Below are 18126 nucleotides of genomic sequence, written 5' to 3'. Positions count from 1 at the left end.
GAGGGCGAGTCAGGCCGCTTCCCACTTTGGGATCGGGGTCTCGGTCCACAGGAGGGAGGCGGACAGTTCTTCGAGGAGTTCGGCGGGGTCGCGGGTCAGGTGGGCGGTGTCGGTGGCGATGCGAGCCGCGTCGTCGTCGGCGACGTAGGGGGTGCGGATGCGGGTGAAGCCGGGACGCCCCTGGTGGGCCATGGAGGCCACGCCGACGTAGGCCGGGTCCTGGAGAGCGGTTGGGTTGGCGTCCGGCCAGTTGCGGATGTCCTCCCCCAGCGCGACCACGGCCGCCTCAGCGGTCTTCTGCGCGAAGGACATGCCGACCGGGCACACGTCCCGGATGAAGGTGGGAATGGCATCCCCGGTCGCCTTCTGCGTCGCGATGATCACCAGGATTCCGACGCTCCGGCCCTTCTTCACCAGGTCCTCAACCAGCCGCGCGTTCTCGGCCGCCAACGCGGCGAGCTTCTTGGTCTGCGGGTCCGACCCCTTGTAGTCACGGAAGTACGTGTGCGCCTCATCCACGATGAGCACGGTCAACGGCCAGGAGGCGGAGGGCCCAACGTGCCACATGTTCTTCACGCCCAGCAGGGCACGGACGGACGCCGAGCGGCCCCGCCGCAGCTTCACCAACCGCTTGAACAACGCGTTCGCCTCCGTGAGGTCATCGCCGACGAACGCGAACGCCCGCTGCGCCAGGTCGGCGTAGTCGCCCTCATGGGATGAGGTCACCTTGCCGTCGGCCACCGCGTACTGAATCGCCGCCGAGGGCGCCGTATCGCAGATGAAGCGGTTCACCAGGGACGTCTTACCGAAGCCGGGCAGCCCGGCCACGGTGACGCCGGGCACGTCGGACAGGCTGACGCTCACCTGCTGTGCGTACTCGTCCAGCCCCAGATGCCACACCGCCAGCTCCTCTGGCACCCTGCCGGTGGGAGTGTGCTCAGTGCGGACGACCAGTGGGTCAACACGCACGCCACGGATGACCAGCTGCCCCGGCTTGTCGGGGAGGACCGAGACTCGTGTGCAGCGCCAGGCGTCGGCCAGGTAGGGGGCCGCCCGCTGGAACTCCGCAAGGCTGACCTTGGGCAGGCACACCGCGCGCACCAGCACCCCGTACCGGTCGGCGGTGACCTCGATCTTTGGGATGAGGATCTTGGGCTTGGGCACCTTCCCGTCTGGCGCCACGATCACGGCCGGAGGGGTCTTGTCGGTCACCGACAGTCCGGCCATCGGAGCCAGTCGCCGCCAGCCACGGCGGACGCGTATGGCCTGCCGGATGCTGGCCCGCGTCATCGCGTCGGCACGCACATAGCGCACCAGCCACCACAGGGCCCATACGAGGACCGGGGCCAGGGCCACCCCGGCCAGAGCCGGGGCAGACCCAATGACTTCCTGAATGGTCACAGTGCGTCCTTGTAGAGGAATCGGTAGAGGGATATGCGCAGTTCCAGCAGGTCACGGCCGGAGGTGAACTTGGGGTAGCCGTGCGCTTCGATCACCTCGGCCACGTCCAGGGCCAGGCCGTTGGTGAAGCGCGAATCGTGGTCCTCGCTCTCCGGGGCGACCGGGTAGGACCGTTCGGGAGCGGGCGTCACTGGGCCACCGCCGCAAGCTCTACCTTCGCCGCCCGGTAGGCCACGCCCTCGGACAGCTGGCCGTTGAAGATGCGCGCCCACGGGGTGGCGAACAGGTCCGTCACTCGCACCGGGGTGCCCGGCTGGAGACCGTCCGGCAGACCGCTCTCCGGCACGGTGAGCTTCATCTGCTCCGCCCGGCCCTCCTCCATGAGGAAGACGGTCAGGGTGTGCAGGAACTCGCCGGTGTCGCGGTCGGTGGCGAGGGTCCCGGACTCCGGGTCCTTGATCTTCGGCACCGGGGCGGTGCCAGCGATGAACATCGTCGAGGGCAGCAGCCCCACGCGGATACGGGTCATAGCCATGCCTTTGCTCCCTTTCGATCTACAGCCGCTCGTTGCGGCCCGATCAACAGTGCACTAAGTGAGCTAGCGCGTCAAGCACATAGCTCACCAATGATGCGTGCGAGCTAGCGCACTTCGGATACGAGAAGGCAACAGGTGTTCTAGTGCGATGGGTGGGCTTAGCGGGCTACCCTCGGGCTATGAGCCTGCCGAGGGACACCCACACTCCGCCTTACCGGCTGGTCGCCGACGAACTGCGCCAGCAGATCCGCTCTGGCCGCATCAAGCCGGGCGAACGGGTCCCGTCCTCCCGCGAGCTCGAAGCCAAGTACGACATCGCGAACATGACCGCGCGGTCTGCACTCCGCGTTCTACGCGACGAGGAGCTGATCTACTCCACCCCGGGCCGGGGCAACTTCGTGGTTGACCCCCTGCCCCCAGAGCCCAGCGAGGCTCCGGGGGCAGGCGAGCCGGTGGGGCACCGGCAGATGCCCAGCGCTGAATACCTGGAGCTATCCGAACGCCTGGACACCCTCACCGCGAAGGTTGACGACCTCATGGGGGTTTTCCAGCAGCTCGCCAGCCTCACCGAGCGTCAGAAGAAGGACTAGCGGCCAGGTTCTCGGCGACCCGTCTGGCTAGCTCCTCCAGCAGGGCAATTTTCTGGTCGAGTTCGGCAAGGCGAGCCCGAATCTCCGCCGACTCCTGGTCGTTCATTGCCACCCCGTTCGCGTCGCTTATGCCTGCTCACCTGTCCCAAGCCGGAATTCCGAGCTTCCTGGGGACATCCGCACCCTGTGGCGTTGGCCACGCGTGGCTCTCGCCTCTGATCCGCGCGTCCGCAGCGGGCGGCCGAGGCGGCATAGATGAGCTGTTCAGAGTTTCCTTACTGTGATCAAGGCGGCCCGCTTGCGCGGGCCGCGCGCGCTGGCGGCCCGTGGCCGCCGCCCGCTCCTGTCTACCGCCCCGCTCAGCGGCGCCCCCGGGCCACTCAGCGCGCCACCCCGCAGCAGCGCACCACCAGACGCAGTCAGCACCGGCAACAGCCGAGCCCGTACGCCCCGCCGATCGCAGCGGACACGCAGAAGCAGCGGCGCGACCAGGACCACGCGCCCAACCGGCCAGCCATCGACGGGCGGCTACGCGAGGCGGCTTACATGGCCAGCCGTCCGCCGACTGCGGCCCTCGCTGTTGTGCGCGTAGGAACGGCCAGCAGCGAGGGAGGGGAGCCCGGGCATGGGGCACGTCGGTCGTCGTCCCCGGCTCGATGTGGCCGGCCGCCGTACTGCCGCCGTCACGCATGCGGCCGCGTGAGCAGACGTGCTTCCCCGGATGTGGCGGGCGGGGAGCAGCTGCTGCCGCGCGGTGGCTCGGCCCGTCGTGGTCGCTCCGCGTCGGTGCCTGTATCGCTGTGTCTGGGCAGCGTGTCGTAGACGCATCGCGCATGGCCAGCGTCGAACCCACCTCGCCGTGCGTGCCTCGCACGTGTCACCGTCCCTTTCTTCACCTGGACTCATCCGGGGCAAGGCGGTGCCGAAGCGGGCACGACGACGTCCCCGGTACCATCGGCACCGGGGTCCTGATCAGGGACTCTCCACCGGACCACCCCACGCCTGCCAGGGTTTGAGGGGTGGTCCGGTTTGCTTGTGCGGTTGTGGTGCGCGGTCCGACTCCCTTCCCGCGGAACGGGTTAGAGCGAGAACGGGAGCCGGACCGCTGACAGCGGACGGTGCAGTGTCCGCCGCCCTCCGGGGCGTGGTGGGTGACATCCGCGCAGTGGCGAACGGGGCGATGTCCGCCGCACAGTCACCACGCCCAGAGGGCTTGAGGGCGGAAGCTGCGGGTCCTTCCCACGGGCAGCAGCTCCCGCCCGGTATTCAGATCACCGGTCGCGCTCCCGAGCGAGCCCGGCGTTGTCGAGCAGGAACTGACACGTGTAGCCCATGCTCCGCACATGCCAATCGGCCGACTTCAAGCCGGAGCCAAGACCCTGGGCCATCTCGTGGGGGATGGTGTTTAACCTGCTGCGCTTCTCGTACCAAGCCACGGTGCCCCGGTTCAGCCTGTCGATCTGCTTCTCTGCCAGCGGCATCAGTGTCTTGACGTGCTCCAGCAGCATCTTGTGCAGGTGACTCAGTTCCTCGTACGGGGGCAGCACCGTCCGCTTGACCAAGGCGCGGGCGATCGTCTCCGCGATCTTGTCTACGTCTACCTGGTCAACATCCACGGGTGGGTAACCTCCCCAGGCTCAGGCGGGCTTGGATGAGGAAACCGTAGGAACCAAACACGGGGTGGACCCGGAGAAAAATTCCGGGTCCACCCCGCGATGTCGAGAAGTCAGCGCCTAATCGAGCGCACCGAGCCCCAACGCGAGTTCGCGCACGTCGCGTCGCGGACTGCGCTTGTACAGCCGACGTGCCAGGTCGCGGGCGAACCCATGGGCCCGCATCTGCTCGGGTGCGTTCTTGTAAGCACGCTTCAGGTGATCGATTGCATCGTCTGTCCTTCCGGCCTCCCCATACGCCCGGGCGACGTCGAGACGCGCCCGCGCTCGCCGCTCCAGTGGGAGCCCGGCGGGCTTCACCTTTGGGGCTATGTCGACGGCCAGTTGCACGTCTTCGAACTCCAGCGCCAGCGCCAGGCGGTGAATCTCGACGTTGGACGGACCGAAGGAGGTCCACATCTCGTTGGCGTCGCCACCGAGCCGATCGGCTGCCTGCTGAGCCTTATCGATCATGCGGTCAGCCAAAGGGCGGTCACGCAGCCGTGCCGCCGCAACAGACCCGTTAAGCAGAAGCGTCCCGTAGAGGGACAGCGCGACGGGTGATGTCTCCCACCAGCCCTTGGGCAAGTCATCGGCAGCATCCTGCGTGACGCTCACTGCTTCCGCCGCCAGCCCGGCACCGAGCTGGACGTGTGCGACGCACCGACGGAGCGCGACGATGGCGGTCAGGTCCCCTGACGCGCTGGCGGCGACATCTCCCTGATCCGCAGCCGTCCAGGCGAGGTTGGTCTCACCCAGCTTGCGTAGGAAGGCCGCTGTGACATGGCATGTCAGAGCGAACAGCCTCAGAGCCTCGGCTCTGTCCTTCCCGGCGAAATGCTCCTGCGTGGCCACGCGCGCGTCCGCCAGCAGTGAGGGAAGGCACGAGGCCAGCTTCGCGTACTGGGCGTGCTGGTACAGGTCCCAGGCATCGTTGACTTCTACGGTGAGCCGCTCCAGGCGGAGCGGTTCGCGGGCGTCGTAGAGGGCACCGGCCAGCCGCCGGGACTGCATGAGAGCGGCGCGGATGGCGGGCACGCTGCCCGCGTGGTCTTCGTTGTCGTCCAGGAGCGTCGGGGCCCCTTGCAGATCTTCCACGTGGACCCGGAGGGCGTCCGCCAGGTCCGCCAGCATCTTGACGTTGTTCACCGGGATGGTTCCGGCCTCGACCCGGTACACCCAGTCTTCGGAGCGATTGAGCAGTTCGCCGAGCTGCCATTGATGGAGGCCGCGACGCTCGCGGTAGAACTTCACGCGCTTGCCGAACGGACGGCGGTCAGTCATGCCACGCACCGTTTTGATCCCCTCACTCTGGTCAGCCGAGTGTCACACGCTGAGCTACGCCCCTGGTAGATGGCCACACCAGCCCCAGAGCTTCGGAACCACGGCCAGTAGGCTCGCGGCATGTCCGAGAACGAGCAGGTACAGCGGATGGCACGGCCGCGCATGGCAGCAGGCGCCTTGTTCTTCGACGGCCAGGGCCGGGTACTGCTGGTCCGGCCCTCGTACAAGCCGATGTGGGAGATCCCCGGCGGCTACATCGAGACGGGGGAATCGCCTCTGACCGCGTGCCGTCGCGAGGTCAAGGAGGAGCTAGGGATCACGCCGCCCATCGGCTCGCTACTCGTGGTCGACTGGGCACCGAACGAGGCCGAGGGGGACAAGGTCCTGTACCTGTTCGACGGTGGAGAGCTGAGCCCGGACACGGCAGCGTCGATCAAGCTCGCCTCTGACGAACTGCTGGCCGCTGAATACCACTCGGTGGAAGATCTCAACCAAATTCTGATCTCGCGTCTGGCTCGACGAGTAAAGCAGGCGGTCACAGCGCGCATTCAGGGCCATCCAGTCTACCTTGAGCACGGTGAACTTCCCGCTGAGTGATCCAGTCAACCCTCGCCCAGTCGACAGGAGAAAGCAGTGACCGAACTCTTATACCTCTCTGAGCAGAAACTCTATGGGCGCCTTGGAATTGCGCGTGTAATCACTCAATCCAGCGCCGGTGGGACGCTCAAGATCCCTCCAGTCATTGATTTAACTGCATCGCGGTCCCGAAGTGAGGAATCGGCAGGACGGGCATCGATCGATGAATTAATGAGAGGGGTTAAGAAGGTCGAGAAGCTGCATGATCCGGCAGACTTAACGGACTTCAATCTACAGCCAAATCGCTGGATTCGTTTCGATTTGGGCTTGGCTCAAAGTGTTGTTTACGAGGACGGAGGGTGCCCGCCAGCGGACGTGGCGCTATTCGCTGGTGATGTTCCTGCTGGCGAGTCGGGGCAGCCTCGCAACATGGGACTTCTTCTTTGTGGATCTATTCAGCATCTGCGCAGCCGAGACCTCTCCCCAGGGAGAATGGGCTCCGACACTACTTGGTTGCATGACTTAATAATTGAGTTGGAACAACGGGAGCGAGCTGGGGTACATGTGATTCCAGAGTTCCTTACAGAAATACTCCCGAATCGAGGCGGTGAACGCGCGCGTGAGCAGGCAGCCTTTGGGGTCCATGGCTGGATATCACGCGAGTATCCTGCGGGTGAAAGACCTCGGATGCGCGGACATGCCATCGTTCTCATGGATATCGATAGCCCTCATTGGACCCATCGCCTCGTTGTGGCGTCTCCTTTATATGTTGAGGTACCACCCCAGCGTGCCAATGGCCCCTGGCGGCGATTCCGCTTGGCCGCTCGTCGGCGATCGAGAGTCTAATTGAGTTTGTTGCTCACTTTAATTCCTCCAAGTCGGATCTCATCTGATCTCTTACTTCATTGATCAAGGAGATCAATTCGTCGTGAGACTGCCAGAGTTCCATGTCGAAGGTAATGTGCTGCTCTCTGTCGGATTCGCTGTTTTTCTCCATCATGGAGCGGGCTTGACTAATGAACTTGGCATATGGGCCGAGGAATTTACGTAGGATCTTTCGTGTGTCGGCGCTCCAGTAGAACTTGCATGAAGCCATCTCCGTCGGTGTGTTGACGACTTCCCAAGGCCTCTGGTCGATTATCGCGGTCGCTTTTCTCTTTGTGTCGCCATTTGAGGAAAGTGCCCCTGCTCTAATCTCGTCAAATGTCCGCTCAAGCTCGTGAAGCCATATGGCGAGGCTGTCGTAATTCTCCTTCATTTCCTCTCGTATGCGCCTGCGTCGGTCAGCTTCGAGTTGCATATCATGTTGCTGCTTGGTCAGTGCTAAGCCGTTCTCGAAGTGGCGTTCAATCATTTCTATATCTCTCGCCGTCCCTCGATTCGCGAGCACGTAACCGATGCGAGCTCCGAACGTTAATGCGAGTAGAGCGGGCAAGATGTTCAGCAGCTGAGAAATAGCGTCGTCAGACATGTCTGTAGCATGATGCGGATCCGTCTGCGAGACAAGGCTGGCAATCCGCAGATGGGAAGACCTGCGGACTTCAACGGCCTCGCTGCGTTGGTGGTCGGCGACACCACGGCTGTTGTGCGGGCCACAATCACGCGAGTCAAGCTCCACTCAAGGCCAATCGACTGACGGCAACCCTGACGGCAACGACGGCACATGAGGCCCGTTCAGCGGCCATCCCCGAGCACCAGATCAGACCGCTACCGAGGCTCGCGCCAGCGCCATGCCCGAACCTACGGATCAAGAGGTCTAGCAGTGGTGCCGTTGCCTGTTGAATCGTATGGATGACGCTACGCACCCCTGGCGGACCGTGAAGCGCTCAGCGGATAGGTAGAGGGAGTGTTCAGGCAGGTCAGTGCAGGGACTGGTTCGGAGCGCCACCAAGGCTCTGTCCGAACTTATGGATCAAGGGACCGACCGGGCGGACTCCTTCGCCGTGGCTCAAGCATGCCTTGAGGTCAGAGGGTCGGGACCCGCATCGGGACGCCTGATGGCTTGCTGGTGCGGCATCAGATACCTCAAACCAGTAGGAGTTGGATGAAGCCGTGCGGCATCATGCGAAGTTGTCGCGTTGCCGCAGAGGGGGACCTATGGGAAGAGCCAGTCGACGCAGGCGAGAGTTGCGTGAACCACCGAAGTCGGAAGCCGACCGCCTTCAGAGGACTTCACGGTATGTGCGACGAGCCCAACGTCGTGCGAGCAAACGCGGGTCATCTGTGGCCGAGTATGAGGCAATGGCTGCAATGGGGAGTAAGTACATACTGGAAGCCCTGATCGCCCGCCATAATGCCCGCATGCTCGCCATAAACAGCATGCCTGCGAAAGCCGTCGAGCCCATCATGTCCGCCTTGCTCTCTATCGGATACACTGACTTCGCATTTCGTCAGCTAGGCGTTACCCGAAATCGACCACCATCATCATACGGTGGCAACTGGATAGATCATCTCGCTTGGGGAGCCGACAGCGTCTACGCAGCAGCACGCTTACTCTTCTGCGGGCAATTCATGGGCGCTACCGCGATCCTTCGGTCCCAATTTGAACGATGGGCTGAGAATGCCGCCTACAACACCGGCGTTACGCATAAAAGCGGTGAGTCGGCAGCCAGTTTCGCCGGGCGAGCCTGGGCCAAGTGCCACGATAACTACCCGTTCGCTCGGCGTGTCATAAGAAATCCCGAAGCTGCAATTCATGAAGCATGGGACGATGAGACGGAGCAACATTCGTCAGGCGGTCCCTCGATCGCCATCGGCCCGGACCATGAGGTGTATCCAGTTGAGCTGATGGAATCGATGTCGGAATTCCTTCATGGACGCGGACCATGGAGTGAGCTAGCGCGCTGGGAAGCTGGTCAAGTCCTTGAGTCTGAACCACCAGCCGCCCTGAGAGACGCCTCAGAAAAACTCGCAGACATCATCACACTGGTCCTGCGTCAAATCAGGCTCTGCCTGGCCAGCCTGGCAGAGGAACAAGGCAAGATAGATCTTCCCGCTAAGATCCTCTCGAGCTCCTTCGAAAGGGGATATGCGGGCCCAGGTGCGCCCAATTTCTTGTCGATGGCGCCCCTGTTGCCGAAGGCTGGCCTGCGGCCGGATGTGGTGGCTGGCCTGGAGGATGCGGCAAGAGCGCACGCGGAAGTAATGATGGGGAGGCGCCCTGCCGGGAGGCTCTACAGCGACGACGAGTTCACCCACTTGCACTTCTATGAGCGCCGATCCAGAGCAGTTAAGTGGGCACTGAAGGCGTTTGCCATGGAGAAGGAAAGGACAGGGAATCTAGACTTCCAGTACCTGGAAAACAGGGACTTCCGGTACATGGTCGCGGGTGAGATGGCGGGAATTCTCTCAGTGTGGCTTAAGGGAAGTCCCGTTGGTGATGCAGCCGCCTCGTGCTCTTCCGCCCTCCGCTCTGCATACTGGCTGTGGCTCGAAGATGATGACCGTGCCCTAGCAGCACTTCGCATCATCTTGGAGCAAAGTGCCAGAATGAGAGTATGGACCGAGAAGCCAGAGAAAGCAGAAAAGCTGGCCGCTTCACCGCATACGACTCCAAAAGATTGGGTCAAAGCGGCTGGCTGGAATCGCCTCCGGGCTCTGACCAAAGCCCTCGGTGAGTTCTCTCATGCGCACGCGAATGTCCGCTTCGATGGCGCACGAGAAATTCTTGAGAAAATCCAAACGGGCGACGTAGACCCGGAGGACAGTATCCACATGGCGCGGGGGCATTCCCTTGACGCCCTCACCATCCTGCTGCTAGCCGAGTCAGTCAATACCGCATCCAAGATATCATCGCCGATCGGCGATGCCTTCATGGAAATCGTCGATGATGTTGTAATGGGCAAAGAGAATCTTGCTACGCGCAGGGAAGATCTCCTAAACCGGACGCTCGCCCAAAGGGATACCCCTTTGGGGGCCTATTCGTTCCAGGGTCCTGCAGATTCGTTGCGGGCAGATCGCAATTCCCGGCCTGAAGCATCGGAGTCGGCCCTGTGATTCGTGGGGCTCTTGACGGACCGGTTAGAGCATCTCGCTTGACCGTGATGGCTGCATGGCGCTCGCTCATTCGCTGGTAACGCCAGCGCCTGGAAACGATGACGGTGACGGCAGTCTCTGACGGCAACGCCGCCACGCTTGAGGAGCCCTTGGACGCGCCTGGAGACTCACACTTCACCCAGCCATGCCCCTGGCGTTTAGGCGGTTCGGCCAGTTGATTGAACTCCTAAGGTGGCGGTCAGCAGATGCTGTACAGCAGGGAAGTACAGCAACCACCCCAACTTCCGTCGATCGACATCGGCCCCAGCTGACTGACTGACCAGCTCAGCAGACCTCAGCGACCGCCCCGCCCGTAGTTCGCATCGAGGGGGTCAGGGGTTCAAATCCCCTCAGGTCCACCGCAGCTCAAAGCCCCCGCCGGGGAAACCTGGCGGGGGCTTTTTGGTGCCGTACAGAAGCGAAGTACAGACTGCTTCCGATCTTGCTGTGCCAGAGGATCCGCATCGCGATGCGCGGGTGCACGTCGAGTGCGGCGAGCAGCGGCCCGCGGGCGTGATGCGTGTCATGCAGCCGTATCCGGCGGATGCCCGCTTGGAGGACCGGTCGGCGAACGAGCGGTTGAAGTTGCGCGGCTCGATCGGGGTTCCGTAGCGGGTGGTGAACACGAAGTCCGAGTTCGTCCACAGCTCTCCGGTCGTTTGCTTGGCCGCTCCCTGCTCCTTCCTGCGCAACCTGGAGAGCGGTGTGTCCCGTCGGCGAAGTCGATCGACCGTTGACCTCAACTTAGGTTCAACTTCTAGCGTGTCCAGTCATGGAAACGGAACCCGAACACCTTGATGTCTCGGCCCTGGCTGCCCAGCCCGTCGCCTATTGGACATGGGCTACCACCCGTGCGCTTCTCCAACATGTCCGCAGCTCATTGGCTGGCGTAGACGTCACCCAGCAGCAGTGGTGGACACTGAACTATGTCGACGCCGCCGAGAACGGCCTTACACGGGCGCAAGTCTGCGCCTGACTGGACGCGTTCCTCGACGAGGTGAGTCCCGAAGACCTGGGCCACGCCGTTGACAGCCTCCTCCACCGCGGATGGCTCGCCGCTGACGAGGCCGACCGTCTGAGGCTCACGGGTGCTGGGCGAGACGCCAAGGTTCGGATCAAAAACCTCGTTGCCGAAGTGCGCTCGGAGATCCACGAAGGCATCGCAGACAGGGATTATGCGGCCGACCTCACCATCCTCCAGCGCATGATTCGCAATGTCGGCGGTACGGCGTCGCCGCGTTAGAGGGGACTCACGGCTCTCTCCGCCCCCGGGCTGGGACAACCGCAACCGGGGCACGGCAAGCTCCTGATAGCTGTGATCAGAGCGGCGAGAGATCCGTGCAGTGTTGCCGTTGCCAGAAACCAGGCAGCACAGGGGAGTTCTGCTCCGGACTCAGGGTGGTTGGACGATCTCCCCATGCACCACACCCAGCGTTTGGGGGGCATCGCTGGGCCCCCGGATGGTGTGTCCGGGGGCCCAGGCCGTCGAACGGCGGACAGGGGCGGTGCACCGGGCGGTGGCACCTGCGAAGGCTTAGTGCCGTCGTCTCTCCGCTCCTTGCACTTCACTCCTTACGATGACGGGATCGGGTTTTTCAGGACTAGCACGTCCGATGAGCCCGCACTGCCGCGCTCCTGAAGAGGGCGCAATCGTCGTCGTGGCTTTCGTACAGCGGCGGCGGCCCATCGCAGTCGCTGTCCTGGTCCTTGTCGTGGTTCTGGTCGTGGCCGTGGTCCTTGTCGTGGCCGTGGCCATGGCCGTCGTGGTCGCCCGGAGTGCAGGGGATTCCAGGACCACCCGGTCCGGGGGGCCCGGGAGGCCCGGGAGGTCCGGGAGGTCCAGCCGGTCCAGCCGGTCCGGCCGGTCCCGCGGGCCCGGCTTGACCTGTGGGTCCAGCGGCTCCTGCCGGTCCTGCCGGTCCTGCGGGTCCCGCTGCTCCAGGTTGGCCGGGTGCTCCAGGTTGGCCGGGGGCGCCGGGTGCTCCGGGTGCTCCGGGTGCTCCGGGGGCGCCGGGTGCTCCAGGCGCACCGGGTGCTCCAGGCGCGCCGGGCGGACCGGGCGGGCCAGGCGGACCAACGGCGCAGGCTGCCCTCGTAATGACGTTGTTGTCCAGCGTGACCGCGCCATTACGCGCGAGGGCCCGGCCTTCGATGACCGCGCCGGTCTGCACCGTGATGGACGTCAGGGCCAGGATGTTGCCCTTGAAGAAGGAATTGGTCCCGAGCGTGGCGGAGCTGCCCACCTGCCAGAACACATTGCATGCCTGGGCCCCGTTGACGAGCAGAACGTTGCTTGCTGATGCTGTGGTCAGAGTCGAGGCCATCTGGATGATGAAGACGGCGTTAGGGTCGCCCTGGGCGTCGAGAGTGACTGTCCCGGTGAGCCCCAGCGACGACGATGACGTGTAGACGCCCGGTGTCAATGTTGATCCGCCGAGATCGCCCGAGACGGAGGCCCCGGGGCCCCGGCTGGCCGCGTCGTTGTAGGCGATGGTGAGATCGGACTTCGCCTGAGCGGCGGGGGCGTCGGCTGCGTGAATCGTCCCGTTGACGATTCCGGGCGGAAAGCCGGTCACCGCAGAGCCCGGGCTCACCCCGAGGTCGCCGTTGATGACGGTGGGGGTGATCGTATTGGTGACTGTTGAACCGGCGAGGACCGCGTAACTGGTGGCAGTGCCCAGCTGCACGGGGGCTTCTGCGGCGCTCGCGGAGCTCCCGTGCATGGTGACCGCCGCCAGCAATGCCACTCCGGGGAGCAGGGCAAGGGCCCGCTTGATGCGATTGCGTTTACGTCCTCTGCCTGGTGGGGCGGACCGCATGGTGTCCACTGCCATGGCATGACCCTTCTTCTCGTGGTTGAGCTCAGCCCCCGGCAGGGGACCCCGAGCGCGCTCGTGAGTACTGGTCAGGCGAGAGCCGCCCCCTGCTGCGCATCGACGTCTGCGGGCGCCGCCCAAGCAGGGGACCGCAGTTCGGCTGCCCACGGCAGGTGGTGACGTACCGTTACTCACCCAAGCACATCAATAGCATCATAAGAATGAAAAAGCACCAAAGAACTGAAAGAGTGAATTAAGTGGACGATAAGAGCAATTCATCCATTCGCTCTGGTGTGTCGCCGGGCAGGTTGAGGCGAGGCATCGACGGGCTGATCACCGCATCTGCGTGACGAATTCCTAAGGCGGTGTCAGCGGGTGGTCGTACAGCAGGGAAGTACAGCAACCACTTCAACCACCGTCGATCGACATCAGCCCCAGCCGACCGACTGACCAGCCCAGCAGACCTCAGCGACCGCGCCGCCCGTAGTTCGCATCGCGGGGGTCAGGGGTTCAAATCCCCTCAGGTCCACTGCAGCTCGAAACCCCCGCCGGGAAAGTCCGGCGGGGGTTTCACTTGTGCTGGATTAGCCTGCGGGCATGTTCACCTCAGCTCTTGCCTTCGCGGGCGTTGCCGCGCTCATCAATGTCACTCCGGGGCTGGACACCCTGCTCGTGCTGCGCACGTCGGTGTCCCATGGGCGGCAGGCGGGGCTGGCGGCGTCGCTGGGGGTACTCGCCGGGTGTCTGGTGTGGGGGTTCGCGACGGCGGTCGGGCTGACGGCGCTGCTCACGGCTTCGCGTGTGGCGTACGACACGCTGCGGGTCGCCGGGGCGGCGTATCTGGTGTGGCTGGGGGCGTCGGCGTTGTGGCGGTCGCGGCGGGCGGCGGCGGAGCCGGAACTGGAGGCGCTGGATCCGGGGCCGGTGGGTGGATCGGGGCCGCGCGGGTGGTGGGCGGCGTTCCGCGCGGGGGTGGGCACCAACCTGCTCAACCCCAAGGCGGGGGTCTTCTACATGAGCCTGATTCCCCAGTTCACCCCGCACGGTGCCTCGGTGTTCACCTCGACCCTGGTGTTCACCTCGATCGACATCGTCGAGCTGGCGCTCTGGTACTGGGTGGTCTCCGGTGCCGCGTCCGCGTTGAGCGAGCGGATCCGGCGGCCGGCGTTCCGGCGCCGGATGGAGCAGGTGAGCGGGGTGGCGTTCTTCGGTTTCGCGGCGAACCTCCTTGCGGAGGGCGGGCGCAAGACGGCCTGACGCGGCCGCCCATGGCGTTGTTCTGACGAGGCGTCCGATGTCAGGGATTCGTGCTGACACCGTTCCTGTTGTGTGCGGGCCGTGAGACAGGTGATGGCCCTGGCGAGAGGCCCGGGCATAGTGGGTGCGTCCTGGAAGGGACATGGCGCGAAAGCGCCGTCGCATGAACTCCGCACAGCAGAACAACAGCACCACAGGGGGATAAGGCGCCATGCCATTCATACGCCGTTCCACCGCGGCGGCCGCCGCGGTGGCCGCACTGCTCGTGGCTACCGCGTCGGCCTGCGGGCCGAGTGAGGACAAGGCCGGTTCCGAGTCGACGTCGCCGGCCGCGGCCGGTCAGCAGGGTGATGACGGGGTCAAGCTGCCGGAGGGCGTTCCGACGAGTCTGGACGACCTGAAGAAGTGGAAGCAGGGCGGCTGGAAGGACTGGGACAAGTGGGCGCGTGATGCGTCCGATTTCGCCAATCCCGTCATCAAGAACTTCTGGCAGCCGTCCCGGATGTCCAAGGCGAAGGACTCGCCCAACACGCTCTCCGCGCAGAGCGCGGGCGAGAACCGGACCGCGACCGATCCGGAGCCGCCCGCCGTACCGGCCAAGCAGGTCTCGCGGCCGTACCACCGGAACATGGCGCCGGTCGGGAGGGTGTTCTTCGACAGCCCCGAGGGGCCGATGGTCTGCTCGGGCACGGTCGTCGAGGACCCGGCGCACCCGGGGAAGTCGAACCTGGTGTGGACCGCGGGCCACTGTGTGCACTCCGGCAAGAAGGGCGGCTGGATGCGCAACATCGTGTTCGTGCCGTCGTACAACGACAACGGGCTGTCCGCCGCCCGGACGGAGACCGCCGCCCAGCGTGAGGTCACCCCGTACGGCGTGTGGTGGGCGAACTGGTCGCAGACCTCGTCGCAGTGGATCAACACGGGCGGCAAGACGGGCAACGTGGGCTCCGCGTACGACTTCGCGGTGCTGCATGTGAAGCCGGAGAACGGCGGCGGCAAGTCGCTGCAGGAGACGGTCGGGGCCGCCGCGCCGGTGTGGTTCGGGGCGCCGTCGGCGAACAAGGTCAGCTCGATCGGGGCATACGGCTACCCGGCGGCGCCGCCCTACGACGGCGCGAAGATGTTCAACTGCACCAGCAGGCCCGGCCGGTTGTCGTTCGCGCCGACCACGCCGACCATGTACCGCATCGGCTGCTCGATGACCGGCGGCACCTCCGGCGGCGGCTGGTTCGTCAACCGCGGGGGCAAGACGGTGCTGGTGTCCAACAGCTCGATCAGCTCGAACGAGCACACCTGGCTCGCCGGTCCGCATCTGGGGGCCGAGGCGAAGGGCGTGTTCGACGCGATGAGCAAGAAGTTCGCCGCGCAGGGATGAAGCGGCTGACGGAGGAGGGGACCCGCTCCGGCGACGGGGCGGGTTCCGCCGTATGGGCCGTGCGGCCGCATCACATCGCCGCGTTCGGCTTCACACTGAGCGGCGCGGCCCTCTACGAGCGGCTGCGCGGCGGGCGCGTCTACGTCCTGTGCGACCCCTCGCCCCTCCTCGGCCGCCTCACCACCGTGGCCCTCTGCCTGGTGGCGGCGGCCGCGGTGATGGCCGTGGTGGGCGCCTGGGTGGTGCAGGAGAAGGCGCCGCGCCACAGCGCGGTCCCCTGGGTCTTCTTCGCCGTGATCGCCGCCCTGATCGTGGCGGCGGACGGGGCCGACGCCTACGGCGAGCGCGAAGCGGCCGTGATCGCCGCCCATGAGGGTTCCGAGGGCGCCGGGCGGTGTGGCGAGGCGGCGCGGATCTACGAGGCGACGCCCGGCTGGTTCTTCTGGTGAACCGCGGCGTCCTCCGGGAGCGCGAGCGGCTTGCCGAAGCAGCGGCTCAGCTCGTCGAAGCGGTACAGCCCGAACTTCCTCACCGGCACATATCCCGACGAGGTGTACAACGCGATCGCCTCGGGCTGTTTGACGCCGGTCTCCAGCACCATACGAGTGCGGCCGACCGCCCGGGCGCTGTCCTCCAGCGCCGCGAGGATCAGCCGGGCCAGCCCGCGTCCGCGCGCCTCCCGTACGACGAACATCCGCTTCAGCTCGGCGTCCCCGTCCTCGTACCCCTCGTCGTTCCGGTCCTGGCTGCGCCAGCCGCCGGTGGCCACCGGGCGGCCGGTCTCGTCGTAGGCGATGAGGTAGAGGCCGTGGGGCGGGTCGAAATGGGCGACGTCCAGGGGCGTCATGTCCCCCTCGTCGTCGTAGCGCTCGGCGTACTCCGCCTGCACCTCGTCGTTGAGACGTACAGCGTCGGGGTGGTCGAAGCGCACCGTTCGGATATTCACGCGGGGGATCGTACTTCCATGCGACGGGGGCGGCATCGGATTTTCCATGTCGTATCGTGCCGTAGTGCTCTCCGTGACGACCGTGAATGTGAACGGGCTGCGTGCCGCCGCCAAGAAGGGCTTCTTGCCCTGGCTGGACGGTACCGCGGCCGATGTGGTGTGCCTCCAGGAGGTGCGCGCCGAGCCGCGCGAACTGCCCGAGGCCGTGCGCGAGCCGGACGGCTGGCATGTGGTGCACGCCCCGGCGGCGGCCAAGGGCCGGGCGGGGGTGTCGGTGTACGCGCGGCGCGAGCTGGAGGGCGCCCGGGTCGGCTTCGGCTCCTCCGAGTTCGACGGCAGCGGCCGCTATGTGGAGGTCGATCTGCCGGGTGTGACGGTCGGCAGCCTCTATCTGCCCTCCGGTGAGGTCGGCACCGAGCGGCAGGACGAGAAGGAGCGCTTCATGGCGGAGTTCCTTCCGTACCTCAAGGAGCTGCGCGAGCGGGCGGCGGCCGACGGGCGCGAGGCGCTGGTGTGCGGCGACTGGAACATCGCCCACCGGGAGGCCGACCTGAAGAACTGGAAGGCCAACCGGAAGAAGTCCGGGTTCCTGCCGGAGGAGCGCGCCTGGCTGTCGCGCGTCTTCGAGGAGGCGGGTTACGTGGACGTGGTGCGCGCGCTGCACCCGGACGTCGACGGCCCGTACTCCTGGTGGTCGTACCGGGGGAGGGCGTTCGACAACGACGCGGGCTGGCGCATCGACTACCAGGTCGCCACCCCCGGGCTCGCCGGGCGGGCGCTGAAGGCGGTCGTGGAGCGGGCCCCCGCGTACGACCAGCGGTGGAGCGACCACGCCCCGGTGACGGTCACCTACGGCGCCGCTCACTGATCCGGCGGCGGGCGCCCGGTGTCCTCCGTGCGCCCGTCCGCCCGTTCCGCCAGACCGGCCCGCAGCCGGCGGTCCATGGCCATCGACAGCTCGGCGTCCACGACGCTCTTCGCGAGGGGGCGCAGCCGCTCCACGGTCTCGCCGATCTCCTCGCCGCGCTTGTCCGCGTCCGTCAGCACATGGCTGATCAGCAGTGTGGCGAAGGTCTCGGCGATGGCGTCCACATGCTCCCGGACCTCGCGCCCGGCCGCGAGGACGGCCGACAGCGGGATGCCCTGGGCGACCAGGGCCCGCGAGGTGTCCAGCAGCCGGCGGCTGATGTGCACGATGTCATCGCCGTCGACCGCGAGATAGCCGATGTCGAGGGAGACGGTGAGGTTCTCCGCGGTGGCCTCCTCGTCGAAGTAGTCGGCGAGGGCCTGCGGGGTGAGCCGGACCGGGGTCTCCTCGGACCAGGCCGGAAGGCCGCCGTCCAGCCCCAGCAGCTCGCCGACGTCCCGCCGCCCGCTTTCGAACGCGGCCATCAGCTCGGCGATCCCGCCCAGGGTGTGACCGCGCTCCAGCAGGGCGGTGATGGTCCGCAGCCGGGCCAGGTGGTGGTCGTTGTACCAGGCGATACGGCCCTCCCGGCGAGGCGGCGGGATCAGCTTGCGCTCCCGGTAGAAGCGCAGGGTGCGCACGGTGATCCCGGCCCTCTCGGCCAGTTCCGTCACCCGGTACTCGCGTACCTGGTCCGCTTCGCTCATCGCCACAGCAGCAGCCTATGTCGAGGGCGGTCGTGTGTGACCGCC

18 protein-coding genes and 1 pseudogene are annotated in these 18126 nt (G+C 65.6%); 9 read left to right on the top strand and 10 right to left on the bottom strand.

Translation table 11 applies throughout. The features are described from left to right. Positions 1-9: 9 nt before the first annotated feature. The 3 genes from ACFZCY_RS11300 to ACFZCY_RS11290 are packed head-to-tail and all read right to left on the bottom strand — an operon-like array spanning position 10 to position 1936. A complete protein-coding gene (locus ACFZCY_RS11300) occupies positions 10-1401 on the bottom strand; it encodes a cell division protein FtsK (protein ID WP_391171285.1) in 1392 nt (463 codons plus the stop codon). Beyond that, complete coding sequence (locus ACFZCY_RS11295) at positions 1398-1592, bottom strand: hypothetical protein (protein WP_391171283.1); 195 nt, start codon at positions 1590-1592, stop codon at positions 1398-1400. Before ACFZCY_RS11295 ends, ACFZCY_RS11300 begins: the two co-directional genes overlap by 4 nt. Further along, positions 1589-1936 carry a hypothetical protein gene (locus tag ACFZCY_RS11290; protein WP_391171281.1) on the bottom strand — a complete coding sequence of 116 codons (348 nt, stop codon included), beginning with the start codon at positions 1934-1936 and terminating at the stop codon, positions 1589-1591. The genes ACFZCY_RS11295 and ACFZCY_RS11290 overlap by 4 nt, the downstream gene beginning before the upstream one ends. A 179-nt stretch (positions 1937-2115) precedes the next feature. Here ACFZCY_RS11290 and ACFZCY_RS11285 point away from each other — a divergent pair, with 179 nt between their 5' ends. After that, complete coding sequence (locus tag ACFZCY_RS11285) at positions 2116-2526, top strand: GntR family transcriptional regulator (protein WP_391171279.1); 411 nt, start codon at positions 2116-2118, stop codon at positions 2524-2526. Positions 2527-3797: 1271 nt separating this feature from the next. On the opposite strand, the gene ACFZCY_RS11280 is transcribed toward ACFZCY_RS11285, so the two are convergent. Together ACFZCY_RS11280 and ACFZCY_RS11275 are read right to left on the bottom strand one after the other, a co-directional pair. After that, positions 3798-4142, bottom strand: a complete 345-nt coding sequence (locus tag ACFZCY_RS11280) for a DUF6415 family natural product biosynthesis protein (RefSeq protein WP_391171276.1) — start codon at positions 4140-4142, stop codon at positions 3798-3800. 117 nt (positions 4143-4259) lie between these two features. Continuing rightward, positions 4260-5462, bottom strand: coding sequence for a helix-turn-helix domain-containing protein (locus tag ACFZCY_RS11275; RefSeq protein ID WP_391171274.1), 1203 nt, complete (start codon positions 5460-5462; stop codon positions 4260-4262). A 120-nt stretch (positions 5463-5582) separates the two neighbouring features. Between ACFZCY_RS11275 and ACFZCY_RS11270 the strand changes: the two genes are divergently transcribed. Both ACFZCY_RS11270 and ACFZCY_RS11265 read left to right on the top strand, forming a co-directional pair. Continuing rightward, entirely contained in the window at positions 5583-6059 is a 477-nt protein-coding gene (locus ACFZCY_RS11270; RefSeq protein ID WP_391171272.1) for an NUDIX domain-containing protein, read from the top strand. A gap of 36 nt (positions 6060-6095) precedes the next feature. After that, a complete protein-coding gene (locus ACFZCY_RS11265) occupies positions 6096-6884 on the top strand; it encodes an SAVMC3_10250 family protein (protein WP_391171270.1) in 789 nt (262 codons plus the stop codon). 13 nt (positions 6885-6897) lie between these two features. On the opposite strand, the gene ACFZCY_RS11260 is transcribed toward ACFZCY_RS11265, so the two are convergent. Then, positions 6898-7509: a hypothetical protein gene (locus tag ACFZCY_RS11260; protein ID WP_391171268.1), complete on the bottom strand. Its 612-nt coding sequence runs from the start codon at positions 7507-7509 to the stop codon at positions 6898-6900. Positions 7510-8261: 752 nt separating this feature from the next. On the opposite strand from ACFZCY_RS11260, the gene ACFZCY_RS11255 reads away from it, so the two are divergent. Further along, entirely contained in the window at positions 8262-10034 is a 1773-nt protein-coding gene (locus ACFZCY_RS11255; RefSeq protein WP_391171266.1) for a hypothetical protein, read from the top strand. A 916-nt stretch (positions 10035-10950) separates the two neighbouring features. On the opposite strand, the gene ACFZCY_RS11250 is transcribed toward ACFZCY_RS11255, so the two are convergent. Beyond that, complete coding sequence (locus ACFZCY_RS11250; RefSeq protein WP_391171264.1) at positions 10951-11226, bottom strand: hypothetical protein; 276 nt, start codon at positions 11224-11226, stop codon at positions 10951-10953. Between the two features lie 798 nt (positions 11227-12024). On the opposite strand from ACFZCY_RS11250, the gene ACFZCY_RS11245 reads away from it, so the two are divergent. Next, positions 12025-12171: a hypothetical protein gene (locus tag ACFZCY_RS11245; protein ID WP_391172147.1), complete on the top strand. Its 147-nt coding sequence runs from the start codon at positions 12025-12027 to the stop codon at positions 12169-12171. Positions 12172-12226: 55 nt separating this feature from the next. Here the strand turns inward: ACFZCY_RS11245 and ACFZCY_RS11240 are convergent. Next, a pseudogene (locus tag ACFZCY_RS11240) lies at positions 12227-12796 on the bottom strand (ice-binding family protein); the annotation flags it as partial. Between the two features lie 690 nt (positions 12797-13486). Between ACFZCY_RS11240 and ACFZCY_RS11235 the strand changes: the two are divergent. From ACFZCY_RS11235 to ACFZCY_RS11225, 3 genes are all read left to right on the top strand, one after another. Then, positions 13487-14146, top strand: coding sequence for a LysE family transporter (locus tag ACFZCY_RS11235; RefSeq protein ID WP_391171262.1), 660 nt, complete (start codon positions 13487-13489; stop codon positions 14144-14146). Positions 14147-14357: 211 nt separating this feature from the next. Then, positions 14358-15521 carry a trypsin-like serine peptidase gene (locus ACFZCY_RS11230; protein WP_391171260.1) on the top strand — a complete coding sequence of 388 codons (1164 nt, stop codon included), beginning with the start codon at positions 14358-14360 and terminating at the stop codon, positions 15519-15521. Then, on the top strand, positions 15518-15970 hold the full coding sequence (locus ACFZCY_RS11225; RefSeq protein ID WP_391171258.1) for a hypothetical protein: 453 nt from the start codon (positions 15518-15520) through the stop codon (positions 15968-15970). The genes ACFZCY_RS11230 and ACFZCY_RS11225 overlap by 4 nt, the downstream gene beginning before the upstream one ends. Here ACFZCY_RS11225 and ACFZCY_RS11220 read toward each other — a convergent pair. Then, positions 15937-16467, bottom strand: a complete 531-nt coding sequence (locus ACFZCY_RS11220; RefSeq protein WP_391171256.1) for a GNAT family N-acetyltransferase — start codon at positions 16465-16467, stop codon at positions 15937-15939. The two genes, ACFZCY_RS11225 and ACFZCY_RS11220, sit on opposite strands and share 34 nt — an antisense overlap. 64 nt (positions 16468-16531) lie before the next feature. Here ACFZCY_RS11220 and ACFZCY_RS11215 point away from each other — a divergent pair, with 64 nt between their 5' ends. Further along, positions 16532-17335 (top strand): exodeoxyribonuclease III, encoded by an 804-nt coding sequence (locus ACFZCY_RS11215; protein ID WP_391171254.1) that lies wholly within the window; start codon positions 16532-16534, stop codon positions 17333-17335. Here ACFZCY_RS11215 and ACFZCY_RS11210 read toward each other — a convergent pair. Further along, the gene (locus ACFZCY_RS11210) at positions 17329-18081 is read right to left on the bottom strand and encodes a MerR family transcriptional regulator (protein WP_391172121.1); all 753 of its coding nucleotides are present in this window, start codon (positions 18079-18081) and stop codon (positions 17329-17331) included. The genes ACFZCY_RS11215 and ACFZCY_RS11210 overlap by 7 nt on opposite strands. Positions 18082-18126: the final 45 nt, after the last annotated feature.

The organism is Streptomyces sp. NPDC007983 (genome assembly GCF_042958345.1).
Taxonomy (GTDB): domain Bacteria; phylum Actinomycetota; class Actinomycetes; order Streptomycetales; family Streptomycetaceae; genus Streptomyces.
The sequence above is the reverse complement of the archived record's forward strand: the minus strand, read 5'-3'. Positions and strand labels throughout refer to the sequence as shown.